A 22,115-nucleotide genomic window follows, 5' to 3' on the forward strand; every position below is an offset into this window, starting at 1 on the left:
GGTTTTTGTTCAAAAATAATAAAAAGCCCTTCTGTGAGGATTAGCATTGTTGATAATAAATGTTATTTTTACTGATGTGTAAAATCAAATCATCCCATCGACCACACATCTAAAATAATTGCCCATTTCGAAAAGTACATCCCGCTAAGCGATGCGCTGAAGCACGAACTTACCGAAAAGCTAAAGCCTGTACATTTTAAAAAAGGGGAGCTGGTGCTGGATGCGTCCAAAACCTGTACCTATAGCTATTTTATCGTTCGTGGCATGTTTCGCACCTATTTCCTGAAAGACGGCAAAGAAATATCGGAGTATTTTTCGGCAGAAGAGGAGTGGTGCAATTCGCCCAAAAGCTTCATGACGCGCCGCCCCGACATTTATTACATCGATGCCATCGAAAACACCGAAGCCTACAGCCTGTATGTGGACGATCTGGTGGCGCTGTTCAATAAATTTCCAGAAATGGAGCGCTATTCCCGGCTTTCGATGGGCACAGTCTTCGGGCACCTGATGGAGCGCATTACCTCAATGCGGTTTACCACAGCCAAAGAAAAGCACGATCACTTTTTGGAGGTATACCACGACATCCACCACCGGATACCGCTGGGCATGGTGGCATCCTACCTCGGCATCACCCAGGAAACCCTGAGCCGCCTGCGTGCAGCCAGGTGATTTTTTGATCTGCATCAAATGCAGTTTTGAGCTAAAGCATCACCTTTGTACAAAACAATGATGATGAATTATTTTAGCACACTTTTATTTATTGCCTTTTCCCTGACTTCCTTAACCTCTTTCTCCCAGGAAAAGATACCTGTAAAAAATGCCGAAGCCATCCTTTATACAGGCAATGGCGCTAACCAGCCTTTAGTCGTAGGCCTTGGCGGCTCCGAGGGTGGGAATGCATGGGCAAGCGACCACTGGAAACCAATACGCGATGAATTCGTTGCAAAAGGCTATGCTTTCCTGGCGCTGGGCTATTTTGGCTGTGAAGGTACGCCGCCACTTCTCGACAAAATCGCCATTGATGAGGTGCACGCTGCCATTGCCTCGGCGGCAGCGCATCCAAAGGTTAACGGAAGTAAGATTGCAGTAATTGGCGGCTCACGCGGCGCCGATCTTGCCCTGCTGCTCGGCAGCTATTACAATGATATTTCGTGTGTCATCGGGATGTCGGCCAGCCATGCGGTCTTCCCGGGGCATACGCAGGAATTCAATTCGTCTTGCTGGGCGTTTGGGGGCAAGGAATTGCCTTTTATCCCGGTTAACAATGAAGTTGTACCTTTCCTGGTGAAAGGCGACCTGCGCGGCACATTCGAAGCCATGTTGCAGGATGCCGACGCCGAGCAGCGCTGCCTGATAAAAGTTGAGAACATCAAAGCTCCCGTACTGTTGCTTTCTGCCGATGCTGATGAAATCATCCCCGCTGTTGCGATGGGAGATAAAATGATGGCACGGCTCACAGCGAATGATTTTAAATATCCGCACGAACATATTATTTATAAGGGAGGCCATGCAGAACCCACAAAGCATTTTGATGTAGTGTTTGCTTTTTTGGAAAAGCACTTTATTAAAGCCCGGTAATGAAAAACTGCCCGCAGGAAATTTTCCCACGGGCAGTTCAACCAACTTAATTTATTTTTTATTATACGATGAACAGTCCGGCAATGTCAGATGCCTGTGTTCCTGTAAGTGGCTCATCGTATGATTCCGATCCTGCCCCTGCAGGTATGTTTGGTACTGTAGCCGTATTGAAGCCTGCCTGCATGGTGTTTTGCTCGCCATCATAAACAGCTTGCGCTGCTTCGGGAAGCCCGCCACGGTCGTTGCCCTCAATCCATCCTTTTTGTCCGCGCAGCCTGCGTATCTGCGATGCATGCCTTGCCTCCACCGAGTGGATCTGCAATGCGGCCTGCAACAGGTCGGGCTGCGACATCAGGTTGCCTGCCTGGCCTTTGTAAGCGCGTACTCCTGTATCTTCAAATGCCTGAGATAATGCGAGGAATACTTCATAATTTTCAAATGGATTAAAGGGACCGCCGGGATTACCCTGGCCGCCTGTAAAATCAAATGTAGGCTTATCCGGCGCATTATCACCCAGGGCACTCCTTAAAAACTCAACGTGCGCTGCCTCATGCTGGCTTATTTGTGCTATAATGGCACGATCGGCCTGTGGTATTAGACCATTGGTATCCAGTGCGATCTGGTAAAACTCATCTTCAAGGTATTCCAGTGTCAGTGCAAGCTGTAGCGCCTGGGTTGGCGTTTCGACGGTTGTTGTAAAAAATGCTGCCGATGCGGCCCTTGCCTTTGTCGGGGCCAATAGTGCTGCCAGTCCGAATGGCGCCGCTGCCAGCGCCGCTGTTTTGCCTATATTGCCAAATTGGCTAAAGCTTTCCCTGCGGGAGTGTTTCTCGCCCAGGCTTTTAATCAGGCCTTCGTTAGTAAACGACTCTATAAATTTTAAAATATTCATGATATCGAAGTTTAAGGATTAAGGAAGATAGTTTGCGGTAAATGGTGTCTGGATGAAATCGAGTGCAGCCACTTGCGGAATAACCATTGAAGGCCTTTCTGCTTTATCAAGGCCATTGGCATCAACAACATCGTTTCCTGCAAAGGCAGCTGTTCCCGGGTCTATCAGTTCCCTTATAGCCGCGGCATGCCTTGCTTCCACCGACACGATTTTTCCTGCGATGAGCAGGTAGTCCGCATTTTCAATATAGCGTCCGGCGCCATTATATGCTTTTACACCGGTATCTTCCAGTGCTTTGGCAGTACCCAGTACGCTGGCCCTGTTATTGAAGTTTACTGAATCATAAGCGAATTCCAATGAAGGCAACACGCGTGCATCATCTTCCAGAGCACCTGTCAGTGCAGCCTTGAAAAACTCCCTGTGGATTACTTCATGGCGATACAGGTCAACCAAAACGGCTTGCTCTTCGGAATTGAAAATGGAACCGAACTGGTTGCCGTTTACTACCCTGGTGTAAAAATCGGCCTCAAGCTGCTCAAGTGCATACGCATAGGTCAGTATGCCAAGGTCGCCTCCGCCAAGGTCAAATTTTCCGTTCCGTACACCCGGAAGCTGGCCGGAATCGGGGGTGCCGCCATCGTCATCGCTGCTGCAGCCTGCCAGGAGCAATCCTGTTCCGGCAATGGTAAGCCCGCTTAATTTAAGGAAGCTTCTCCTGCTGGCAAAGCTGCCGATGCCAACTTCCTTTACTTCTACTTTTTTCATAATTGAGAATTTATAGGTTAATAACTGGTGGGTGTGGTTTCGTTGATTTCCAGAGTTCCCTGTTATTTACGTCAACTAAATGGTAAGGGTTTTGCATGAAACCTAATTAAACCGGAGTTTTAAGAATAATTTATGAAAAAAGGTATGAGCCTGAACCCGGTTTTTCACGCTCGTACCAAGGCTTCGCGCGACTATTTCAGGTTGCATTTTTTTTGACTGAAAATGGGTCGGCCTATGAAATTTTACAAAAACATTAACGGGTGGTTAGGCAGTGCAAATTTGGTTTTGTAAATTTTTTCCTTACAAATGCCGGATAATGGGACAGCCTTATAATTTTAAGAATTTGCAATTTACTCTCGTTTGCCACATAAAGGATTACATTTTTTTTCGTTTCTTTACATTTAAAATAATCCCGAAGGCCATGAAACAAAAAGCGACCCTGAAGCAGATAGCGAAAGAACTCAATGTATCGGTTTCCACCGTTTCCAAAGCACTAAGCAACAGCCCCGAGATAAGCGAGCCCACAAAGATCAGGGTGCAGGAGTTTGCCAAGCTGAAAAACTACAAGCCCAATAACATTGCGGTGAACCTGAAAAGCAAGCGTTCCAAGACTATCGGAGTTATCATACCGAACATCCTGAACCCTTTCTTTGCCAAAGTGTTTTCAGGAATTGAAAAGGGAGCCAACGACAAGGGATATAATGTGATTACCTGTATTTCCAACGAGTCGCTGGAAAAGGAAATCCACGCGATGGAAATGCTTTCTAACGGTACCATTGACGGTTTCATCCTTTCCATTTCGGAAGAAACACAAAAGGAGCAGGAGTTTAAGCACTTTAAGGAAGCCATCTCAGATGACTTGCCAATCGTGATGTTCGACAGGATTTCCGATGAGGTGAATTGCGACAAAGTGATTGTGGATGATTTTGATTCGTCAGTACACGGGGTAAACCACCTGATAAAGCTAAAGTGCAAAAACATCGCCCTGCTGTCCAGCATCGATAATCTTAGCGTAGGCAAGCTGAGGGCAGAAGGATATGAGAAGGCCCTGAAAGATAACGGCTATACGATAAACAACGACCTTATCATACGTACGGATACCCCGGAAGACTTTGATGAAAAGCTGAAGACATTGTTTGAGAAGCCGGTAGACGGAATTTTTGCGTTGGACGAGCATGCTTCGGTAATGGCAATGAAAGCCGCCATCAAGAAGGGTATCAAGATACCGGAAGACCTCAATATAATAGGCTTTGCCGATGGCGTATGGTCAAGGAGGCTGACACCAAGCCTATCCACCATCAGCCAGCATGGCCCGGAAATTGGAGAGGCGGCCGCAGAAATGCTCATCAGGAGGCTCGAAGCCAAAGAGGAAGAGGAGCCCGAATACGAAACCCGTGTCATCAAAACCGAGTTGAGGCAACGGGAGTCTACAAGGAAATTATAATGAAAGCCTCCATGCGGAGGCTTTTTTGTTGGATTTGTATACGAAATTACCTCGTAGCACCGTCGTTGCGAGGAGGGACGACGAAGCAATCTTTCCTTATATGCCAAGATTCTTCAATGCGCTATTCCCGCAAGAGTGAAGCTGTTCCCACTCTTTCGGAGGGGGTTAGGGGGAGTCTTTCTTAAACTCCGTTACCTGCCCGCCCTGTTTCAGGGTAAACCCTTTTGGACTGAAAATCATGTGGAGGTTTGCTGGGTCATAGTTGAATTCCGTTTCGCTAAGGGGGTTCAGCTCGAACATTCCCTGTCCGGGCTCCATGGCAATGGCAACCAGCTTGCCGTCACGCGCCACAATCTTTACCTTATAAGGCAGGGAAGGCGCAGAATAGAGGCCTTCGTAGCTCTGCAGGATGCTGTCATCAACAGTAGTGGTCGCAAAGTTAGGAAAACGGTAGGGCAGCTTGTAGTAGCAGCTCAGGATGCCTATCATCATGTCGTCGAGTTCGGTATTTACGCCATTCAGCGTAAGCGATATTGCTACATCTTCTTTCGGGTAATAGCCCAGTATAGTGGCAAAGCCCTCTATGTCACCGTTGTGCCCCAGGAATTTACGCTCACCGAATGGAAAAGCGAACAGCCCGCGGCCAAAGCCCATTTCCATTTTGGTCATTTCGGCCAGCGATTCCTTGCTTATCAGCGTACCGTCAAAAAGCGCCCTGGCAAACAGGGTCAGGTCGGGTGCGGTAGACTGTAGCCCGCCCGCACCCCCGGCAGATGACTCATGGTATTCTTCCTGCTTCACCCACTTCCCATCGGCAAACTTATAGGAGTAAGCTTCCTTTTTCTTGGGGTTGATCTTAGAGAAGTAATAGGTGTTCTTCAGTCCGGCCCTTTTTACGATACGCTCAAACACGGCTTCCTTATACGTCTTGTTGGTAATGTCCTGGATGATGTAACCCAAAAGCAGGTAGTTGGTGTTGCTGTATTCGGCCTTGACCCCCGGTTCGAAAACGGGGTTGTATGACTCAATCCTGTCGAGAATCTGCTTCCTGCTCTGAAGTTTCCCTTTTATGTCATCAAAATTCGCATCGTCTGTAATATTAAATACCCCGCTGGTATGCCCTAAAAGGTCAGAAATTTTGATTTTTTCAGCATTTTTCACCCTGGGGAAAAAGTCGGAAAGCTTCATGTCGAGCTTCAGTTTTTTTTCATCCACAAGCTGGAAAATCATCGCCGAGGTAAACATCTTGGTAACCGAACCGATTTTGTATTTGGTGTCCGGCGTGGCCTTGACTTTGGCCTCTACATCGGCGAAACCATAGGCTTTTTCAAATACCGGCCTACCCTTTTCGCGTATGCTGAGCACGCCCATAAACTTATTGTTCCTGCTGAAATGGTTCATCAGGCTATCGATTTTCCGGTATTTCGCCTCGCTTTGCGCCAGTGCCGGAATTGTAATTGCTAAGACAAATAAGGATAAGAAAAGTCGCTTCATGATTATTTGGTTAGGCTATTATAACGCAACTGCCTTGAAAATGTTGCCATCCCCTGAAAGAAGCAGGAGTGAAGCTGCTCCCTCTCCTTTGAAGAGGGTTGAGGGGAGGCTTTTAATGCGCCTCCAGCCAGTTCCTTCCGGTACCCATATCAACTTCTAATGGCACATCAAGTTTAAAAGCATTCTCCATTTCTTCCTTAATTAACGGCTTGATGCGTTCCATTTCGCTGTTATGTACGTCGAACACCAATTCGTCATGCACCTGTAGCAGCATCTTGCTTTTAAAGTTCTCGCCTATCAAACGCCTTTGGATATTAATCATTGCAATCTTGATGATGTCCGCGGCACTGCCCTGTATAGGCGCGTTCACGGCATTTCGCTCTGCTGCGCCCCGGACAACCTGGTTTTGTGAATTGATGTCTTTCAAATACCGCCTCCGGCCTGAAATGGTCTGTACATAACCCTTTTCGCGCGCAGTTTCCACCTGTTCATTGATGTATTGCTTCAGCGTTGGATAAGTCAGGTAGTACGCATCGATGAGGTCTTTCGATTCCGATCGGCTCAATGAGGTCTGGTTACTCAACCCGAAGGCCGAAACCCCGTACACGATTCCGAAGTTCACTGTTTTCGCATGGCTCCGCTGCTCGCGTGTCACTGCCGACAATTCCACATTAAACACCTTTGCTGCTGTAGAGGCGTGGATGTCCTCCTTGTTTTGGAACGCCTTTACCATCTCGGGATCGCCGCTAAGCGCTGCAATAATGCGTAGCTCTATTTGTGAGTAGTCGGCAGAAAGAATGGTGTGCTCTTCATCGCGTGCTATGAAGGCTTTGCGTATCTGCCTGCCACGTTCGGTGCGTATTGGGATGTTTTGCAGGTTGGGGTTGTTGGAACTCAAGCGTCCCGTAGCCGCAACAGCCTGCATGTAGTCGGTGTGTACGCGGCCTGTTTTAGGTTCTACCTGTAGGGGCAATGCGTCTACATAGGTGTTTTGAAGCTTAACGAGCTGCCTCCAGTCCAGGATGTCCTGAACAATAGGGTTTTCCAATGCAAGGTAGGAAAGTACTTCCTCGCCTGTGGCATACTGCCCTGTTTTGGTTTTCTTCTGTTTGGCACCGCCTATTTTCAGTTTGTCGAACAATATCTCGCCCAACTGTTTTGGGGAACCGAGGTTGAACGACTGCCCGGCAGCTTCGTATATTTTTTGTTCCAGAACTTTTGTGTCTGCGGACAGCTCTGCCGAAAGTTCCTTTAAATATGGCACATCGAGGTTGATGCCTTCGGTTTCCATGCTTGCCAGTACCGGCATTAGTGGTACTTCTATCTCGTCGAACAGCTTTCGTGTGCCCGTCTGCTCCAACTTAGGTGCGAAAATCTCTTTTAACTGCAGTGTAATGTCGGCATCTTCAACTGCATATTCCTTTATGAGTTCCAAATCTACATCGCGCATTGATTTTTGGCCCTTGCCTTTTTTGCCAATAAGCGCTTCAATGGGCATCGGCGAATATTTCAGGTAGGTTTCCGCTAAAATGTCCATTCCGTGCCTCATATCGGGATTGATAAGGTAATGTGCCAGCATGGTGTCAAAGAATTTACCCTTCACTTTTACCCCATAGTTGGCAAGCACTTCAAGGTCGTATTTCAGGTTTTGCCCTACTTTCTCGATGCTTTCATCCTCAAAGAACGGGATGAACTTATCTACGATTTCCTGTGCCTCCGCACGGTCCGCCGGTACAGGGATATAAAAACCTTTACCCTTTTCCCATGAGAAGGACATTCCTACCAGCTCAGCCGTAAGCGCGCAAATTCCGGTTGTTTCTGTGTCAAAGCTAACTACAGGCTGCTTCAGCAGGTCACGCAACAGCAGGCTTATGGCCATGTTGCCCTGTACCAGTTGGTAATGGTGGTCAGTGTTATCAAGGGTGTTATAAAAACCGGGTCCGGTGAGTGCATCGTCGTCAGCGGCCCCCTCATCAAACAGCGAAAATTGCTGTTCGCCGGCGGTAATGGTTTTTGTAGGCGAGTAGCCCTGGGTTTGCACATTGTCAAACTCCTGCCCGTCACCAAATAACTTATGGAACTGCTCTGCCATGCGGCGGAATTCCAGTTCGTTAAAGAGAGCCTCCACTTTTTCGGCATCCGGCCTGGTCAGCTCATAATCTTTCTCGTCGAAGGTTACATTGCAGTCGGTAATGATGGTCGCCAACTTTTTCGACATGATGCCTTTCTCCTTGTTGGCTTCAATGTTCTCACGCATTTTGCCTTTCAGTTCGTGCGTATTTGCCAAAAGGTTTTCCATTGACCCATAGTCCTTCAGGAACTTCTTAGCGGTCTTTTCGCCCACGCCGGGAAGCCCAGGAATGTTATCTACAGCATCGCCCATCATGCCCAAAAAGTCAATCACCTGTTCCGGCCTCTCAATCTCAAATCGCTCCAATACTTCGGGTACGCCCCAAATCTCAATGCCGTTGCCAAGTCTGGCAGGACGGTACATAAAAATGTTTTCGCTTACCAGCTGCGCAAAGTCTTTGTCAGGAGTAACCATGAAAACCTGGTAACCTTCCTTTTCGGCCTGCTTGGCAAGGGTGCCTATAAGGTCATCCGCTTCGCAGCCTGCCTCTTCGATTACGGGAATGTGCATGGCGCGTAGTATTTCCTGGATGTAGGGCACGGCAATCTTTATGGCTTCAGGTGTTGCATCGCGGTTGGCTTTGTAGTTCTGGTACATTTCGGTGCGTACTGTACTGCCTTCCTTGTCGAATGCTACAGCAAGGTGGTCGGGCTTTTCGCGCTTGATTACATCCAGTAGCGAATTGGTAAATCCAAAAATCGCTGAGGTATCCATACCCTTGGAGTTAATACGCGGGTTCTTGATGAATGCATAATACCCGCGAAAAATCAGCGCATAGGCATCAAGCAGGAAAAGTCGTTTTTGCTGTGACATGAAAAAAAATATTTAGCCGTAAAAATAATCAAACGATGGGATAATTTCCAATTAAAGCGAATCCATTAAAAAGAATGTTTGTTGTCAAAAGTTATATTTGAACGTCTTTGCCTGCGTAAAGATTCAAATTCCAGTAAAAGAAATCTGTGAAAATCCGCTTCATACGTGTTTCTTTCTTCAACTACTGAAATAATCTTTGTAACAATTCACCGTGTTATTCGTTTCTTTGTAAAAACAAATTAAATGCGCCGCGCACTCATCTATATCCTCATCGCCGCTATATTGGGCGAAGTCTACACGTTCCTTGCCGTAAAAACCCTTGTAAAAACCCGCTGGATGCTGTGGGCTTATGTAGGAGTATCGGTATTCATCATTGCTTTCATTATCTGGTCGTTTACGCAATTCGACCGTAGTGTTGGCCAAACCAAACGGTCCCTCTTTACCATTGGCCTGATGCTGATAACCGTTATCCCTAAAATGGTTGTAGGGCTTATCTTATTGGGTGAAGATATTTTCCGCGTCATTGGCGGTTTCATCAGGACGTTCCTTGGTAATGAAGGGCAGTCGTTCCTGCCGGAGCGGCGAAAGTTCGTAAGCCAGATAGCATTGGGCGTAGCTGCAATACCCTTTTTGTCATTTTTATACGGAATGAAATGGGGTAAGTATAATTTCAAGGTCAGGAAGGAAACCATCTACTTCCCCGACCTGCCCGAAAATTTCGACGGTTTTACCATCACCCAAATCTCAGACATCCATAGTGGCAGCTTTGACAACCCTGAAAAGATTGCCTATGCTATTGACCTGATTAACGAGCAGCATGGAGACATAGTCCTTTTCACCGGAGATATAGTAAACACCCACGCCGAGGAAATGTACAACTGGATAGACACCTTCAAAAAGATCGAAACACCGGCTTTTGGTAAATATTCTATTTTGGGAAATCATGATTATGGCGAATATGTAACCTGGCCTTCGCAGAGGGAAAAAAACAAAAATTTTGAAGACATTAAAGGCCTGCACAAGCAAATAGACTTTAAGTTGTTGCTAAATGAACACGTAAAGCTGGAAAAAGGCGGACAGGAAATAGCGCTGGTTGGTGTAGAAAACTGGGGCGTAAACTTTAAGCAGGCGGGCGATCTTGGCAAGGCATCGAAGGGATTGGACAAAGAAGATTTTAAGATATTGATGAGCCACGACCCGTCGCACTGGGAACATGAGGTTAAGGATCACCCGAATAACTACCACCTTACGCTTAGCGGGCATACGCATGGTTTGCAATTTGGCATAGAGATTCCGGGAGTTTTCAAGTGGAGCCCTGTGCAATATGTATATAAGCAGTGGGCTGGCCTGTACGAAAATGTAGGCCGCTATATTTATGTAAACCGTGGTTTTGGTTTTCATGCTTACCCCGGCAGGGTAGGTATATGGCCGGAAATTACAGTCATCGAACTAAAAAAAGGTCAAAAAGCAGCGTAATATGGTAAAAATGTTATATTTGTATCACTAAAATGCAGATATAACGATTTTAAGACCGTTTAAAATTTCAATTTTATGTCAAAATTCGGAGAACTTATAAACTCCCATGTACCTGTACTGATCGATTTTTATACAGAGTGGAATGAGCCTTCGGTATCCATGCACCCTGTTATAAGGGATGTGGCAGCCGCACTTGGCGACAGGGCCAAAGTCATTAAAATTGATGTGGATAAAAACCAGGAACTGGCTGATGCGTTGAGGATTAAAGGCCTTCCTACGCTGATGATCTACAAGGATGGGCACATGGTGTGGAGGCAGAGCGGCGAGCTGGATGCCAACACTATTATTGGCCTGGTACAGGAGCAGATCTAATCGATAGCGGCAAACTGAAATCCTTTTTCTTTTAAATATTTTATCGCTTTTGGCAACGCATGGCGGAGGTTTTCCTGCGCCTTAATGCTGTCATGAAAAATGATTATACTGCCGTTGGCAGTATTTTTTACTACATTCTGCAGGCATTGCTCCGGTGTAATTGTGGTGTCAAAGTCGGCGCTAAGTACATCCCACATTACAATACGGTAACCTTTTTTCAGTATTTCTTTTTTCTGTGAACGCTTTATTTTGCCATAAGGCGGACGGAAAAGCCTTGCACTATTGTTTTCCTCCATGAAATTTTCGCAGGCTTCAATGTTTTCAAAGTATTTGTTGTTGCCGGTATTCCATCCGTTAAGGTGGTTAAAAGTATGGTTGGCAACGGTATGCCCCGCTTCGATAACTTTCCTGAAAATATCGGGGTGCTTTTCGATATTGTTGCCAATACAGAAGAATGTGGCCTTTATATCATGTTCCGCAAGTAGGTCCAGTACCCATTCAGTCACATCTGGCGTAGGGCCGTCATCAAAAGTAAGATATACAGTTTTGGACGTGTTGGGAATGTTCCACACAAATCCCGGGAACAGCTTCCGTATAAACCACCTGGTCTTTACCCAATAGAATCTCATAGTGTAAAGATACGGGGTAAAATGTAATGACAGGCGTAGGAAAAGAAAACCGTTAAAAATTTCCCAGTTCCGTTCATAGGATTACCTTTGTGGGTTCATTACCAAATGTTAGAAAATGAACCAGTACAGTAAAAGAAGGGAAGCACTGTTATATCACGCCAAGCCGCATCCGGGGAAGATACAGATAGTGCCTACTAAACCTTATGCAACCCAACGCGACCTTTCGCTTGCCTATTCTCCGGGAGTTGCAGAGCCCTGCCTTGAGATTGCCAAAGATGTAAATAACGTTTATAAATATACTGCCAAAGGAAACCTCGTAGCCGTAATATCTAACGGGACTGCCGTACTTGGCCTGGGCGACATTGGCCCCGAAGCCTCAAAGCCGGTTATGGAAGGCAAAGGCTTGCTCTTTAAAATATTTGCTGATATTGATGTGTTTGACATAGAGGTAGATACCAAGGATGTTGATGCTTTTATCGCGACTGTAAAAAACATCGCACCAACATTTGGAGGAATAAATCTTGAAGACATCAAGGCGCCTGAATCTTTCGAAATTGAACGCAGGCTGGTTGAAGAACTCAACATTCCGGTAATGCACGACGACCAGCATGGTACGGCCATTATTTCTTCCGCTGCGTTGCTTAACGCAGTTGAGCTGGCCGAGAAAAATATTGGTGATATAAAGATAGTGGTTTCAGGTGCCGGATCTGCCGCGCTTGCTTGTGCTAACCTATACCTCCTGTTGGGAGTAAAGGTTGAAAATATAATCATGTTTGATAAGGACGGCATGCTGGTAAACAGCCGTGCCGACCTTTCGCAACTGCAAAGGAAATATGCTAAGGATGCAGAGGCAGCCCCGCTTGCGGAAGCAGTAAAAGGGGCGGATGTGTTCCTTGGGCTTTCGGTAGGTAATGTGCTTTCGCCCGAAATGCTGCTGAGCATGAATGCCAACCCGATAGTGTTTGCGATGGCCAATCCTATACCGGAAATTGATTATGATGTTGCCATTGCCACACGTGAAGATGTGATCATGGCAACGGGCCGTTCCGACCATCCTAACCAGGTGAATAATGTGCTTGGCTTTCCGTACATATTCCGCGGGGCGTTGGATGTACGCGCGGCAAAGATTAACGAAGAAATGAAAATGGCAGCTGTGGTTGCCCTTGCCGAATTGGCCAAAGCGCCGGTGCCGGAACAGGTGAATATTGCCTATGGGGAGACCAAGCTTAACTTTGGGCGTGACTATATCATTCCGAAGCCATTTGATCCGAGGCTGATAGCTGTTGTGGCTCCTGCTGTGGCCAAAGCGGCCATGGATAGTGGTGTCGCCCAGCACCCTATACACGACTGGGACAAATATACCGAAGAACTTTTGGAGCGTCTTGGGAACGATAACAAGATGGTGCGCCTTCTTACAAATAGGGCTAAAACCGCTCCTAAACGTATTGTTTTTGCCGAAGCCGACCATTTGGATGTGCTAAAGGCCGCCCAGATCGTATTGGAAGAAAGAATAGGCTACCCTATATTATTGGGTAACCGTGAAAAGATTGAACTTCTTAAGGAGGAAATTGGATTTGATGCCGAAGTGGCCATTATCGACCCGAAAACCGATGCTGAGGATGAAAGGCGCTATCGTTACGCTGAGGTTTTCTGGAAGAACAAGCAACGCAGGGGAGTGAACCTGCTCGATGCCCAAAAGTGGATGCGCGAACGCAACTATTTTGCAGCCATGATGGTGAACGAAGGAGAGGCTGATGCTATGGTTACCGGTTATTCAAGGAGCTATCCTTCTACTGTGAAGCCAATCATGCAGCTCATAGGCAGGGCACCGGGTGTTACCCGTATAGCTACTACCAACATGATGCTTACCAAGCGCGGGCCATTATTCTTGTCTGATACCGCTATTAATCCAAATCCAACTGCCGATGACCTGGCTAAAATTGCGCTGATGACAGCACGTACCGTAAGGATGTTTGGAATGGAACCGGTAGTAGCCATGGTATCATTTTCAAACTTTGGATCCTCGACAGATCCTGGTACAACCAAAGTGCGTGAAGCGGTAGCTTACCTGCACAGGGAATTTCCGGATCTTTTGGTAGATGGCGAGATACAGGCCGATTTTGCCCTTAATCCCGAAATGCTGAAGGATAAATTTCCATTCTCTAAGCTGGCAGGCAAAAAGGTAAATACGCTGATTTTCCCGAACCTTGAGTCGGCAAACATAACTTATAAGATACTCAAGGAACTGAATAAAGTGGTTTCTATAGGGCCTATAATGCTTGGTATGGACAAGCCGGTGCATATATTCCAGCTTGGTGCCAGTGTGGAAGAAATGGTGAACATGGCCGCTGTTGCTGTGGTGGATGCACAGGAAAAAGAAAAGCGCCTCAAGATGGCAAAAAAGTAGGTGTTCTCTTTTTTTATCTGGTTAACAGGACGAAAACATATACAGACGATCAGGCCTACTAACTTTTATTATATCGTTGGAGATTAAAGAATTTTATTATTTTTGGAAATTGTTAAAAAATTGATATGATAGCACATCTTCAGGGAAGAATGGTGGAGAAAACGCCTACCGGCGTGGTAATAGACTGTAATGGGGTGGGTTATGATGTGAACATTTCGCTGCATACCTACTCGCTGCTGCCTGACTCTGAAAGTATAAAGTTATATACTTACCTGTTGGTAAAAGAGGATGCGCACACACTCTATGGTTTTGCCGAAAAGGCTGAAAGGGAATTGTTTAAGCTTCTTATTTCGGTTTCGGGTGTGGGGGCCGGTACAGCACGTACCATGCTTTCCTCACTGGAACCACGGCACATAATCAATTCAGTAGCTTCGGGCGATGTAGGGACAATACAATCAATAAAAGGTATAGGGAGCAAAACGGCGCAGCGGGTAATACTCGACCTGAAGGATAAAGTGTTAAAACTGTATGATTTGGGTGAAGTTTCCGTTTCAGCTTACAATACAAACAAGGATGAAGCGTTATCTGCCTTGGAGGTGTTGGGCTTTAACAAAAAATTGGCTGAAAAGGTTGTCGAGAAGATTGTTAAGGATGATCCGTCGGCAGGGGTGGAGACAATAATAAAACAAGCATTAAAAAACTTATAGTACTTGAAAACTGAATACTCTAAAGGTTTATATATCCGGGTAAAATATACGCTTTCGATATTGTTTTTCCTTTGCGGCCTTGCCATGCAGGCACAGGTGGATGAGGAAGAAGAGAACGAAGCCGCGCGCGATACCATCAAGGGATACAATACAGGCAAGGTAGAGATTGATAATCCGAAGAGCATCATAGAAGCCTATACCTACGATCCTGCAACCGACCGCTATATTTATACTAATAAATTTGACGGTTTCAACATCAATTACCCGATAATCCTTACGCCTGACCAATACCAGGAACTTGTACTGAGGGAGTCGATGCGTGAATATTACAAAGAGAAATCGAAAGCCGTAGATGGAAAAGGCACAGAAGAACAGCAAAAGAACCTCTTGCCGCGCTACTACGTCAATTCCAGTTTTTTTGAGACTATATTTGGCGGCAATACCATCGATATAAAGCCGCAGGGTTCCGTAGAGCTGGATCTTGGGGTGCGCTATACCAAGCAGGACAACCCATCGCTTTCGCCACGCAACCGCAGTACGTTTACATTCGACTTTGACCAGCGCATCTCCATGAGCCTGCAGGGAAAAGTAGGTACCAGGCTGGCTGTTACGGCTAATTATGACACAGAGTCTACATTTGCTTTCCAGAACCTTATCAAGCTGGAATATACGCCTACCGAAGACGACATTATCCAGAAAATCGAGATAGGAAACGTAAGCTTCCCGCTTTCCAACTCGCTCGTGCGTGGGGCGCAGAGCCTTTTTGGCGTTAAGATGGCCCTGCAGTTTGGGAAAACGACCGTAACAGGTATTTTCTCCGAGCAAAAGTCGCAAACCAAGACCGTAACTTCACAGGGTGGAGGCACCATTCAGGAATTTGAACTATTTGGGCTTGATTATGATTCCGACAGGCATTTCTTCCTTTCACAATATTTCAGGAACCGCTACGACAGGGCGCTGCGGAATTACCCATTGATAGACAGCCGTGTGCAGATAACCCGTATTGAAGTATGGGTGACCAACAGGCAGAACAGGATAAATGCTCAGGAAAACAATTCCAGGAACATTGTGGCCATACAGGACTTAGGTGAATCGCGACTTACCAGTAGCCGCACCAACCAGGACATTACGGATGAGGCAGTAGGTTTTGCGAATCCTTCACCGGCACCGCCGGGCTTCTTTACAGCACCGCCAAACAGCCCGCCGGATAACAGCAACAACGCGCTGAACCCTGAGATCATCCCTGCGGGGATGCTTACGCAGGGTGTAAGGCAAATTGTTACGGTAGATAACACCAGTTTCGTTGGGGGGCTTAGCGCTAATGAAGGCCGTGACTACTCCAAGCTGGAAAATGCCAGGAAGCTGAATCCAAACGAATATACCTTCCATACACAGTTGGGCTACCTGTCGCTTAATCAAAAGCTGAACAATGATGAGGTGCTTGCGGTGGCCTACCAGTATACCATTGGCGACGAGGTATACCAGGTGGGTGAGTTTGGTACCGATGGTGTTGCAGCTACTGTAGTAGATAATACTACGCCTCCTGAAGAAACTATCCCGGTAACCCAGACACTTATACTGAAAATGCTTAAGAGCAACCTGGTAAATGTGAATGAGCCGGTATGGGACCTGATGATGAAAAACGTATACCAGATACCGGGCGGCTTCCAGCTTACGCAGGAGGACTTCCGTTTTAATATATTATATACCGACCCTTCTCCGCTGAATTATATTACACCGGCAACCGATCCGGCAGCAACACCGCCCGGGCCGTATGCATTTCCTGTACCGCCAAACGAAGAGGGCCCTGTTGCCGACACACCGCTGCTTCGTGTGTTTAACCTGGACAGGCTGACATATGCTAATGACCCGCAGGAGGGTGGCGACGGTTTCTTTGACTTTGTGCCGGGGCTTACCATAGATGCGCAGAACGGGCGTATATTCTTTACGACTGTTGAGCCGTTTGGTGAATACCTGTATGATAAGCTGGAGCGCAGCGACGATCCGTCGCCGCCGGAAAACTATAACGACGATACTACCGAAAGCAACTTTAACCCGAACCAAAAGCGCTATGTGTACCGCAAAATGTATAAGAGTACACAGGCCGATGCATTGCAGGACAGCCAGAAGAACAAGTTCCAGCTGAGGGGCCGCTTTAAATCAACGGGTGGCGATGGTATTCCGTTGGGAGCCTTTAATGTTCCGCAGGGATCGGTAGTAGTAACTGCCGGTGGCCGCGTGCTTGTGGAAGGGCAGGACTATACGGTGAACTACCAGCTGGGCCGCGTGCAGATACTGGACCCTTCGCTGCAGGCATCAAACACCCCTATTGAGGTTTCGGTAGAGAACAATGCTGTCTTTGGACAGCAGACCAGGCGCTTTGCCGGTTTCAACATTGAGCACAAGTTTACCGATAAGTTCCTGGTGGGGGCTACGGTACTTAATATGTCTGAAAGGCCGTTTACTACAAAAACAAACTACGGCCAGGAGTCGGTAAACAATACCATCTTCGGCTTAAACACGACTTATTCTACAGAAGTGCCTTTCTTTACGCGATTGGTAAACAAGCTTCCGAACATTGATACAGACGTTCCTTCGAACTTCTCCTTCAGGGGCGAGGTAGCCATGCTGAAACCGGGTGCCTCCAAAGCAGACCAGTTTAATGGCGAGGCCACAACCTATGTAGACGATTTTGAGGGCTCGCAAACCAATATCGACATGCGCGGTGCGTTGGGCTGGACACTTGCCAGTGCGCCGGTGGGCCTTGGCGGTGAGTTTGAGACCAACGACCTGCAGGTAGGTTTCAGGCGGGCAAAGCTGGCATGGTACAGCATTGACCCCGCGTTTTACGCAGACGGGTCGCGCCCTTCAGGCATCAGTGCTGCCGACATTTCATCGAACAGGACAAGGCGTGTGTATTATGATGAGCTCTACCCGGTAACCGATGTGGTGCCCGGACAAAGCAGGGTAGTAAACACCCTTGACCTTAGCTATTACCCGCAGGAAAGGGGGCCATACAATTACAACCCCATTGCCGCGCCGCCATCAACCGGATTTTCACAATCCGATGCTGTAAATAACTGGGGTGGTATCATGCGGGCCATCAACTCGACCAACTTTGAGCAGACCAATGTAGAATACATCCAGTTTTGGGTAATGGACCCGTATGACGGTACCAACGCTACACCGGCAACCAACACCGGTTTCCTGGAAATCAACCTGGGTGAAATATCTGAAGACATACTAAAAGACAACAGGAAGCAGTATGAAAATGGTCTTCCTGAAGCAGGCAGCAACCAACCGACATTTACTACCTCATGGGGTAAGGTGCCGGTATCGCAATCGCTTATCTATGCTTTTGACACTAATACCTCTAACCGTAACGTGCAGGATGTGGGCTTTGACGGTCTTACTGATGATGATGAGCGAATGATGTTTAGTCAGTTTTCCAGCCTTGATGACCCTGCCGCTGATAACTACCAGTTCTTCCTGAGTGCAAACGGCAACGTGCTGGACCGTTATAAAAACTATAATGGTACCGAGGGCAACTCGCCTGTAGATGTAGGGAATAACAACAGGGGTAACACTACCCTTCCGGATACAGAGGATATCAACCGTGACAACACCATGAACACGATTGATGCCTATTTTAAATATGAAATTCCAATCACGCCGGGTGTAATTCCGGGCCAGGGCTATGTAGTAGACGAAAGGCGTTTTGACGGTGCCGCTGCAGCAGACGGATCTACGCTTTCCGGCCGCTGGCTGTTATATAAAGTTCCGGTACAGGGAGCAGGTGCAGTACCTGTTGGCGGTATCAGCAGCGTGCGTTCCATCCGTTTCATGAGGATGATCATGAGGGGCTTTAATGACGAGATTACGCTGCGTTTTGGCGCGCTTGACCTGGTAAGAGGTGAATGGAGGCGTTATACCAACTCACTGGACACTGAGCCTGATAACACTGAAGACGATACGGATGACCGCACAGGTTTTGACGTGGTTGCCCTGAACATCCAGGAAAACGGCGACCGTGAGCCGATACCTTACAAATCGCCACCGGGCGTTGTAAGAGAGCAGCTGTATAACAATAATGCAGTGATCAACCAGAACGAGCAGTCGCTTTCGCTCCGCGTATATGCCACCGACGGTACGACCTCTAACAATAAGGGCCTTGAGCCGGCAGATGCCCGCGCGGTTTTCAAAAGCGTGAATGTAGACATGCGCCAGTATAAGAAGATTAGGATGTTCCTGCATGCTGAAGCATTGTCGTCGGACAATGATTCTGACACGCCTGAAGCCAATGGCCTTCTTAGTGGCGAAATGAAGGCGTTCATGCGATTTGGTAACGACTTTACGGATAACTTTTACCAGATAGAAAAAAGGCTGGATGTAACACCGCTGAGCGCATCTGCAGAGGACCAGATATGGCCGGAGGAGAATGAGATAACGGTTAATATCGATGCGCTTACCCGCCTCAAGATCGACGTGCTAAATAATGTTGCCGGCGCGCCGGATGAGAATGGCATTTATTACCGCGACATAGACGAAAGGACAACTATAGCCATAAAGGGTAACCCTAACTTTGGCTATGTACGCACATTGATGCTTGGAGTGAAGAATGGATATGAAACTGCTGACCCTATGGCACGCCACCTTAGGGGTGAGGTATGGTTCAATGAACTGCGCCTGTCAGATATGGACAGCGAAGGCGGTATGGCTGCTATTGCGAGCATGGATACCAACTTCGCAGATTTTATGACCTTGTCGGGTACCGGGCGTATGAGTACCATAGGCTTTGGTACCATTGAGCAAAGCCCTAATGAGAGGAGCAGGGAAGATGTGATGCAGTATGACCTTGTGACCAATATTAGCCTTGGTAAGCTCCTGCCGAAAAACTGGCGTATCAACCTGCCGTTTAACTACGGTGTGGGAGAGGAGATCATTACACCGGAATATGACCCATTCCAGCAGGACATACGACTCGAGCAATTGATTGACGAAACCGACGACCAGGCTACGAGGGATAACCTTCGTGACCGGGCCATTGATTATACGAAGCGCACCAGCATTAACTTTATAGGGGTTAAGAAGGAGCGGGCACCGGATGCGAAACCTCATGTGTATGACCCGGAAAATATTACGCTGTCGTACTCATACAATGAGACCGAACACCACGATTATGAAATTGAGGACCTGAGGGACCAGCAGGTAAGGGTGTCGGCAGATTATAATTACAATTTCCAGAATAAGCCGGTAGAACCATTCAAGAATACGGCTTTTATGAAGAAAAGCAACTACTGGAAAATATTGAGCGATTTTAACTTTAACTACCTGCCGTCGAACATTTCGTTCAGCTCGAACATCATCAGGCAGTTCAACAGGCAGCAGTACCGTAACGTAGATGTGGAGGGTATTCCTATTGACCCGCTATACAGGAGGAATTATTTCTTTAATTATCAATACGGTTTTAATTACAACATAACCAAATCGTTAAAATTTAATTATTCGGTGGCGACAAGCAACATTGTGAGGAATTACCTTGACGAGGACAACCTGCCGATAGATGACCTTACCGTTTGGAACGACTTCTGGAATACGGGCGAGGCTAACACACACGTACAAAAGTTTGTAGTGAATTACGACCTGCCGCTAAGCAAGATACCGGCGCTTTCTTTTGTGAAATCTACGTATACTTATAACGGTGATTTTAACTGGACACGTTCTACAGATGCATTGTCGATAATTAACGCACCGGTAACAGAAGGGGTGGAGACCGGCCCGTACAGGGACTTTAACCTTGGGAATACGATACAGAATGCCAATTCGCATACACTGAATACCACCCTGAACATGGATTTGTTCTACAAGTATGTTGGCCTTGGGCCTAAAAAACCTGCCGCGAAAAATGCAGCGCCAAAACCGGCACCTAAACCAGGTGAGAAAGTAACTGCTGCGCCAAAGCCGGCCACTCAGGGCAATCCTTTTGTAAATGGCCTGATAGGGGTGTTGACCAGCGTGAAGGATATACGGATAAATTACACCGAAACCAATTCTACCGCGCTTCCGGGCTACCTGCCGGGCATAGGATTCCTGGGTACCACCAAGCCGGGTGTCGATTTCGTATTTGGCAGCCAAAGCGATATCCGTTATGAAATGGCCAAAAAAGGCTACCTGACCGATTATTATGGGTACAACCAGAATTTCATGCAGGTAAATACAAAAGAACTTAAGCTTGCGGCCAACGTGGACCTGTTCCCTGACTTTAAAATAGACCTTAACGCTACCAGGACCTATTCTGAAAACTATTCTGAGCAGTATGATGTGGATGCCTTAGGAAATTATAATTCGCGTTCGCCATATACATTCGGTAACTTTGAAATAACCACAATACTGATTAAGACTGCTTTCAGCCAAAGCGATGTGAACGGTTCGGAAGCATTTGACGACTTTAGGGAAAACAGGCTGGTGATAGCCAACAGGCTTGCAGAACAGCGCTATGGCACAACCCAATTCCCAAGGTATGTTGCTGATGGCACCGGGGGCTTTGCCGATGCCAACGCCGGCTTCCCGGTAGGGTACGGACGCAATAGCCAGGCGGTATTGCTGCCTTCATTCCTTGCGGCTTATTCAGGCCAGGATGCATCTAAGTCTTCAACCAGTACTTTCAGGGATGTGCCATTGCCCAACTGGGTAGTGAAGTATACTGGTCTTATGCGTTACAAATTCTTTAAGGACAAATTCAAACGCTTCTCGCTACAACATGGCTATACGTCAACATATAACATCAATTCGTACAGGTCGAACTTTGAAAGCACCAACAGCCAGGACAACAATGGCATCGGTAATTTCTATACCAAGAACATTATCTCTAACATCAACCTAAGTGAGCGCTTTAACCCGCTTATCCGTGTTGACTTTGAGATGAAGAACTCCATAAAGGTTTTGGCCGAGATACGTAAAGACCGCACGCTCAACCTTAGCTTTGACAACAACCTTCTTACCGAGGTGAAAGGCAACGAATACATACTTGGTCTTGGCTACCGCATTAAGGATGTAACTATCAACTCGAGCCTTGCCGATAACCCGCAGAATGTGATCAAGAGCGACATCAACATCAAGGCAGACTTTACATTGAGGAAGAATGAAACCATTGTGCGTTACCTGGACTATGATAACAACCAGCTGGGTGGCGGCCAGGATATGTGGTCTGTTAAGCTTTCTGCAGATTATGCATTCAGCAAGAACCTTACCGCCATATTCTATTACGACCATTCGTTCTCGAAAGCAGTGATATCAACAGCTTATCCGCTGACCAATATCCGTTCGTGGATTACGCTGCGGTATAATTTTGGAAATTAAACACAAAAAAACATTTTACAGTTCACCGCATAACGCATACATTTGCGT

Annotated in this window: 13 protein-coding genes; 8 read left to right on the plus strand and 5 right to left on the minus strand. The window is 47.0% G+C overall.

Annotated features, from left to right (window positions below):
• The first annotated feature begins 156 nt into the window (after positions 1-156).
• On the plus strand, positions 157-669 hold the full coding sequence (locus OGH69_RS06780) for a Crp/Fnr family transcriptional regulator (protein ID WP_265173788.1): 513 nt from the start codon (positions 157-159) through the stop codon (positions 667-669).
• Positions 670-726: 57 nt separating this feature from the next.
• Positions 727-1,578 (plus strand): acyl-CoA thioester hydrolase/BAAT C-terminal domain-containing protein, encoded by an 852-nt coding sequence (locus OGH69_RS06785; protein WP_265173695.1) that lies wholly within the window; start codon positions 727-729, stop codon positions 1,576-1,578.
• 61 nt (positions 1,579-1,639) lie between these two features.
• On the opposite strand, the gene OGH69_RS06790 is transcribed toward OGH69_RS06785, so the two are convergent.
• A complete protein-coding gene (locus tag OGH69_RS06790; protein WP_265173696.1) occupies positions 1,640-2,470 on the minus strand; it encodes a ferritin-like domain-containing protein in 831 nt (276 codons plus the stop codon).
• Between the two features lie 18 nt (positions 2,471-2,488).
• A complete protein-coding gene (locus OGH69_RS06795; protein WP_265173697.1) occupies positions 2,489-3,235 on the minus strand; it encodes a ferritin-like domain-containing protein in 747 nt (248 codons plus the stop codon).
• Between the two features lie 421 nt (positions 3,236-3,656).
• Here OGH69_RS06795 and OGH69_RS06800 point away from each other — a divergent pair, with 421 nt between their 5' ends.
• Complete coding sequence (locus tag OGH69_RS06800; protein WP_265173698.1) at positions 3,657-4,679, plus strand: LacI family DNA-binding transcriptional regulator; 1,023 nt, start codon at positions 3,657-3,659, stop codon at positions 4,677-4,679.
• A 165-nt stretch (positions 4,680-4,844) separates the two neighbouring features.
• Here OGH69_RS06800 and OGH69_RS06805 read toward each other — a convergent pair whose 3' ends face one another.
• Both OGH69_RS06805 and polA read right to left on the minus strand, forming a co-directional pair.
• Positions 4,845-6,173, minus strand: a complete 1,329-nt coding sequence (locus OGH69_RS06805) for a serine hydrolase domain-containing protein (protein ID WP_265173699.1) — start codon at positions 6,171-6,173, stop codon at positions 4,845-4,847.
• Between the two features lie 112 nt (positions 6,174-6,285).
• Positions 6,286-9,117, minus strand: a complete 2,832-nt coding sequence (gene polA, locus OGH69_RS06810; protein WP_265173700.1) for a DNA polymerase I — start codon at positions 9,115-9,117, stop codon at positions 6,286-6,288.
• Between the two features lie 243 nt (positions 9,118-9,360).
• On the opposite strand from polA, the gene OGH69_RS06815 reads away from it, so the two are divergent.
• Together OGH69_RS06815 and OGH69_RS06820 are read left to right on the plus strand one after the other, a co-directional pair.
• A complete protein-coding gene (locus OGH69_RS06815; protein ID WP_265173701.1) occupies positions 9,361-10,593 on the plus strand; it encodes a metallophosphoesterase in 1,233 nt (410 codons plus the stop codon).
• 75 nt (positions 10,594-10,668) lie between these two features.
• Positions 10,669-10,965 carry a thioredoxin family protein gene (locus OGH69_RS06820; protein ID WP_265173702.1) on the plus strand — a complete coding sequence of 99 codons (297 nt, stop codon included), beginning with the start codon at positions 10,669-10,671 and terminating at the stop codon, positions 10,963-10,965.
• Here OGH69_RS06820 and OGH69_RS06825 read toward each other — a convergent pair.
• Complete coding sequence (locus OGH69_RS06825) at positions 10,962-11,594, minus strand: polysaccharide deacetylase family protein (RefSeq protein WP_265173703.1); 633 nt, start codon at positions 11,592-11,594, stop codon at positions 10,962-10,964. The two genes, OGH69_RS06820 and OGH69_RS06825, sit on opposite strands and share 4 nt — an antisense overlap.
• Before the next feature lie 115 nt (positions 11,595-11,709).
• Here OGH69_RS06825 and OGH69_RS06830 point away from each other — a divergent pair, with 115 nt between their 5' ends.
• From OGH69_RS06830 to sprA, 3 genes are all read left to right on the plus strand, one after another.
• Positions 11,710-14,001, plus strand: a complete 2,292-nt coding sequence (locus tag OGH69_RS06830; protein ID WP_265173704.1) for an NADP-dependent malic enzyme — start codon at positions 11,710-11,712, stop codon at positions 13,999-14,001.
• A 125-nt stretch (positions 14,002-14,126) separates the two neighbouring features.
• A complete protein-coding gene (gene ruvA, locus OGH69_RS06835; protein WP_265173705.1) occupies positions 14,127-14,708 on the plus strand; it encodes a Holliday junction branch migration protein RuvA in 582 nt (193 codons plus the stop codon).
• Positions 14,709-14,792: 84 nt separating this feature from the next.
• On the plus strand, positions 14,793-22,067 hold the full coding sequence (gene sprA, locus OGH69_RS06840; RefSeq protein WP_265173789.1) for a T9SS outer membrane translocon Sov/SprA: 7,275 nt from the start codon (positions 14,793-14,795) through the stop codon (positions 22,065-22,067).
• Positions 22,068-22,115: the final 48 nt, after the last annotated feature.

Origin of the sequence: Flavobacterium sp. MFBS3-15, from assembly GCF_026107645.2 — a bacterium.
In the GTDB taxonomy this organism is placed as follows: Bacteria; Bacteroidota; Bacteroidia; order Flavobacteriales; family Flavobacteriaceae; genus Flavobacterium.

What these genes read in the sequence shown, in the direction of transcription:
- OGH69_RS06815 (WP_265173701.1), top strand. Translation starts at nt 9,361, where the DNA reads ATGCGCCGCGCACTCATCTATATCCTCATCGCCGCTATATTGGGCGAA.
- OGH69_RS06805 (WP_265173699.1), bottom strand. Translation starts at nt 6,173, where the DNA reads ATGAAGCGACTTTTCTTATCCTTATTTGTCTTAGCAATTACAATTCCG.
- OGH69_RS06790 (WP_265173696.1), bottom strand. Translation starts at nt 2,470, where the DNA reads ATGAATATTTTAAAATTTATAGAGTCGTTTACTAACGAAGGCCTGATT.
- OGH69_RS06800 (WP_265173698.1), top strand. Translation starts at nt 3,657, where the DNA reads ATGAAACAAAAAGCGACCCTGAAGCAGATAGCGAAAGAACTCAATGTA.
- OGH69_RS06820 (WP_265173702.1), top strand. Translation starts at nt 10,669, where the DNA reads ATGTCAAAATTCGGAGAACTTATAAACTCCCATGTACCTGTACTGATC.
- sprA (WP_265173789.1), top strand. Translation starts at nt 14,793, where the DNA reads ATGCAGGCACAGGTGGATGAGGAAGAAGAGAACGAAGCCGCGCGCGAT.
- ruvA (WP_265173705.1), top strand. Translation starts at nt 14,127, where the DNA reads ATGATAGCACATCTTCAGGGAAGAATGGTGGAGAAAACGCCTACCGGC.
- OGH69_RS06785 (WP_265173695.1), top strand. Translation starts at nt 727, where the DNA reads ATGATGATGAATTATTTTAGCACACTTTTATTTATTGCCTTTTCCCTG.
- OGH69_RS06830 (WP_265173704.1), top strand. Translation starts at nt 11,710, where the DNA reads ATGAACCAGTACAGTAAAAGAAGGGAAGCACTGTTATATCACGCCAAG.
- polA (WP_265173700.1), bottom strand. Translation starts at nt 9,117, where the DNA reads ATGTCACAGCAAAAACGACTTTTCCTGCTTGATGCCTATGCGCTGATT.
- OGH69_RS06795 (WP_265173697.1), bottom strand. Translation starts at nt 3,235, where the DNA reads ATGAAAAAAGTAGAAGTAAAGGAAGTTGGCATCGGCAGCTTTGCCAGC.
- OGH69_RS06825 (WP_265173703.1), bottom strand. Translation starts at nt 11,594, where the DNA reads ATGAGATTCTATTGGGTAAAGACCAGGTGGTTTATACGGAAGCTGTTC.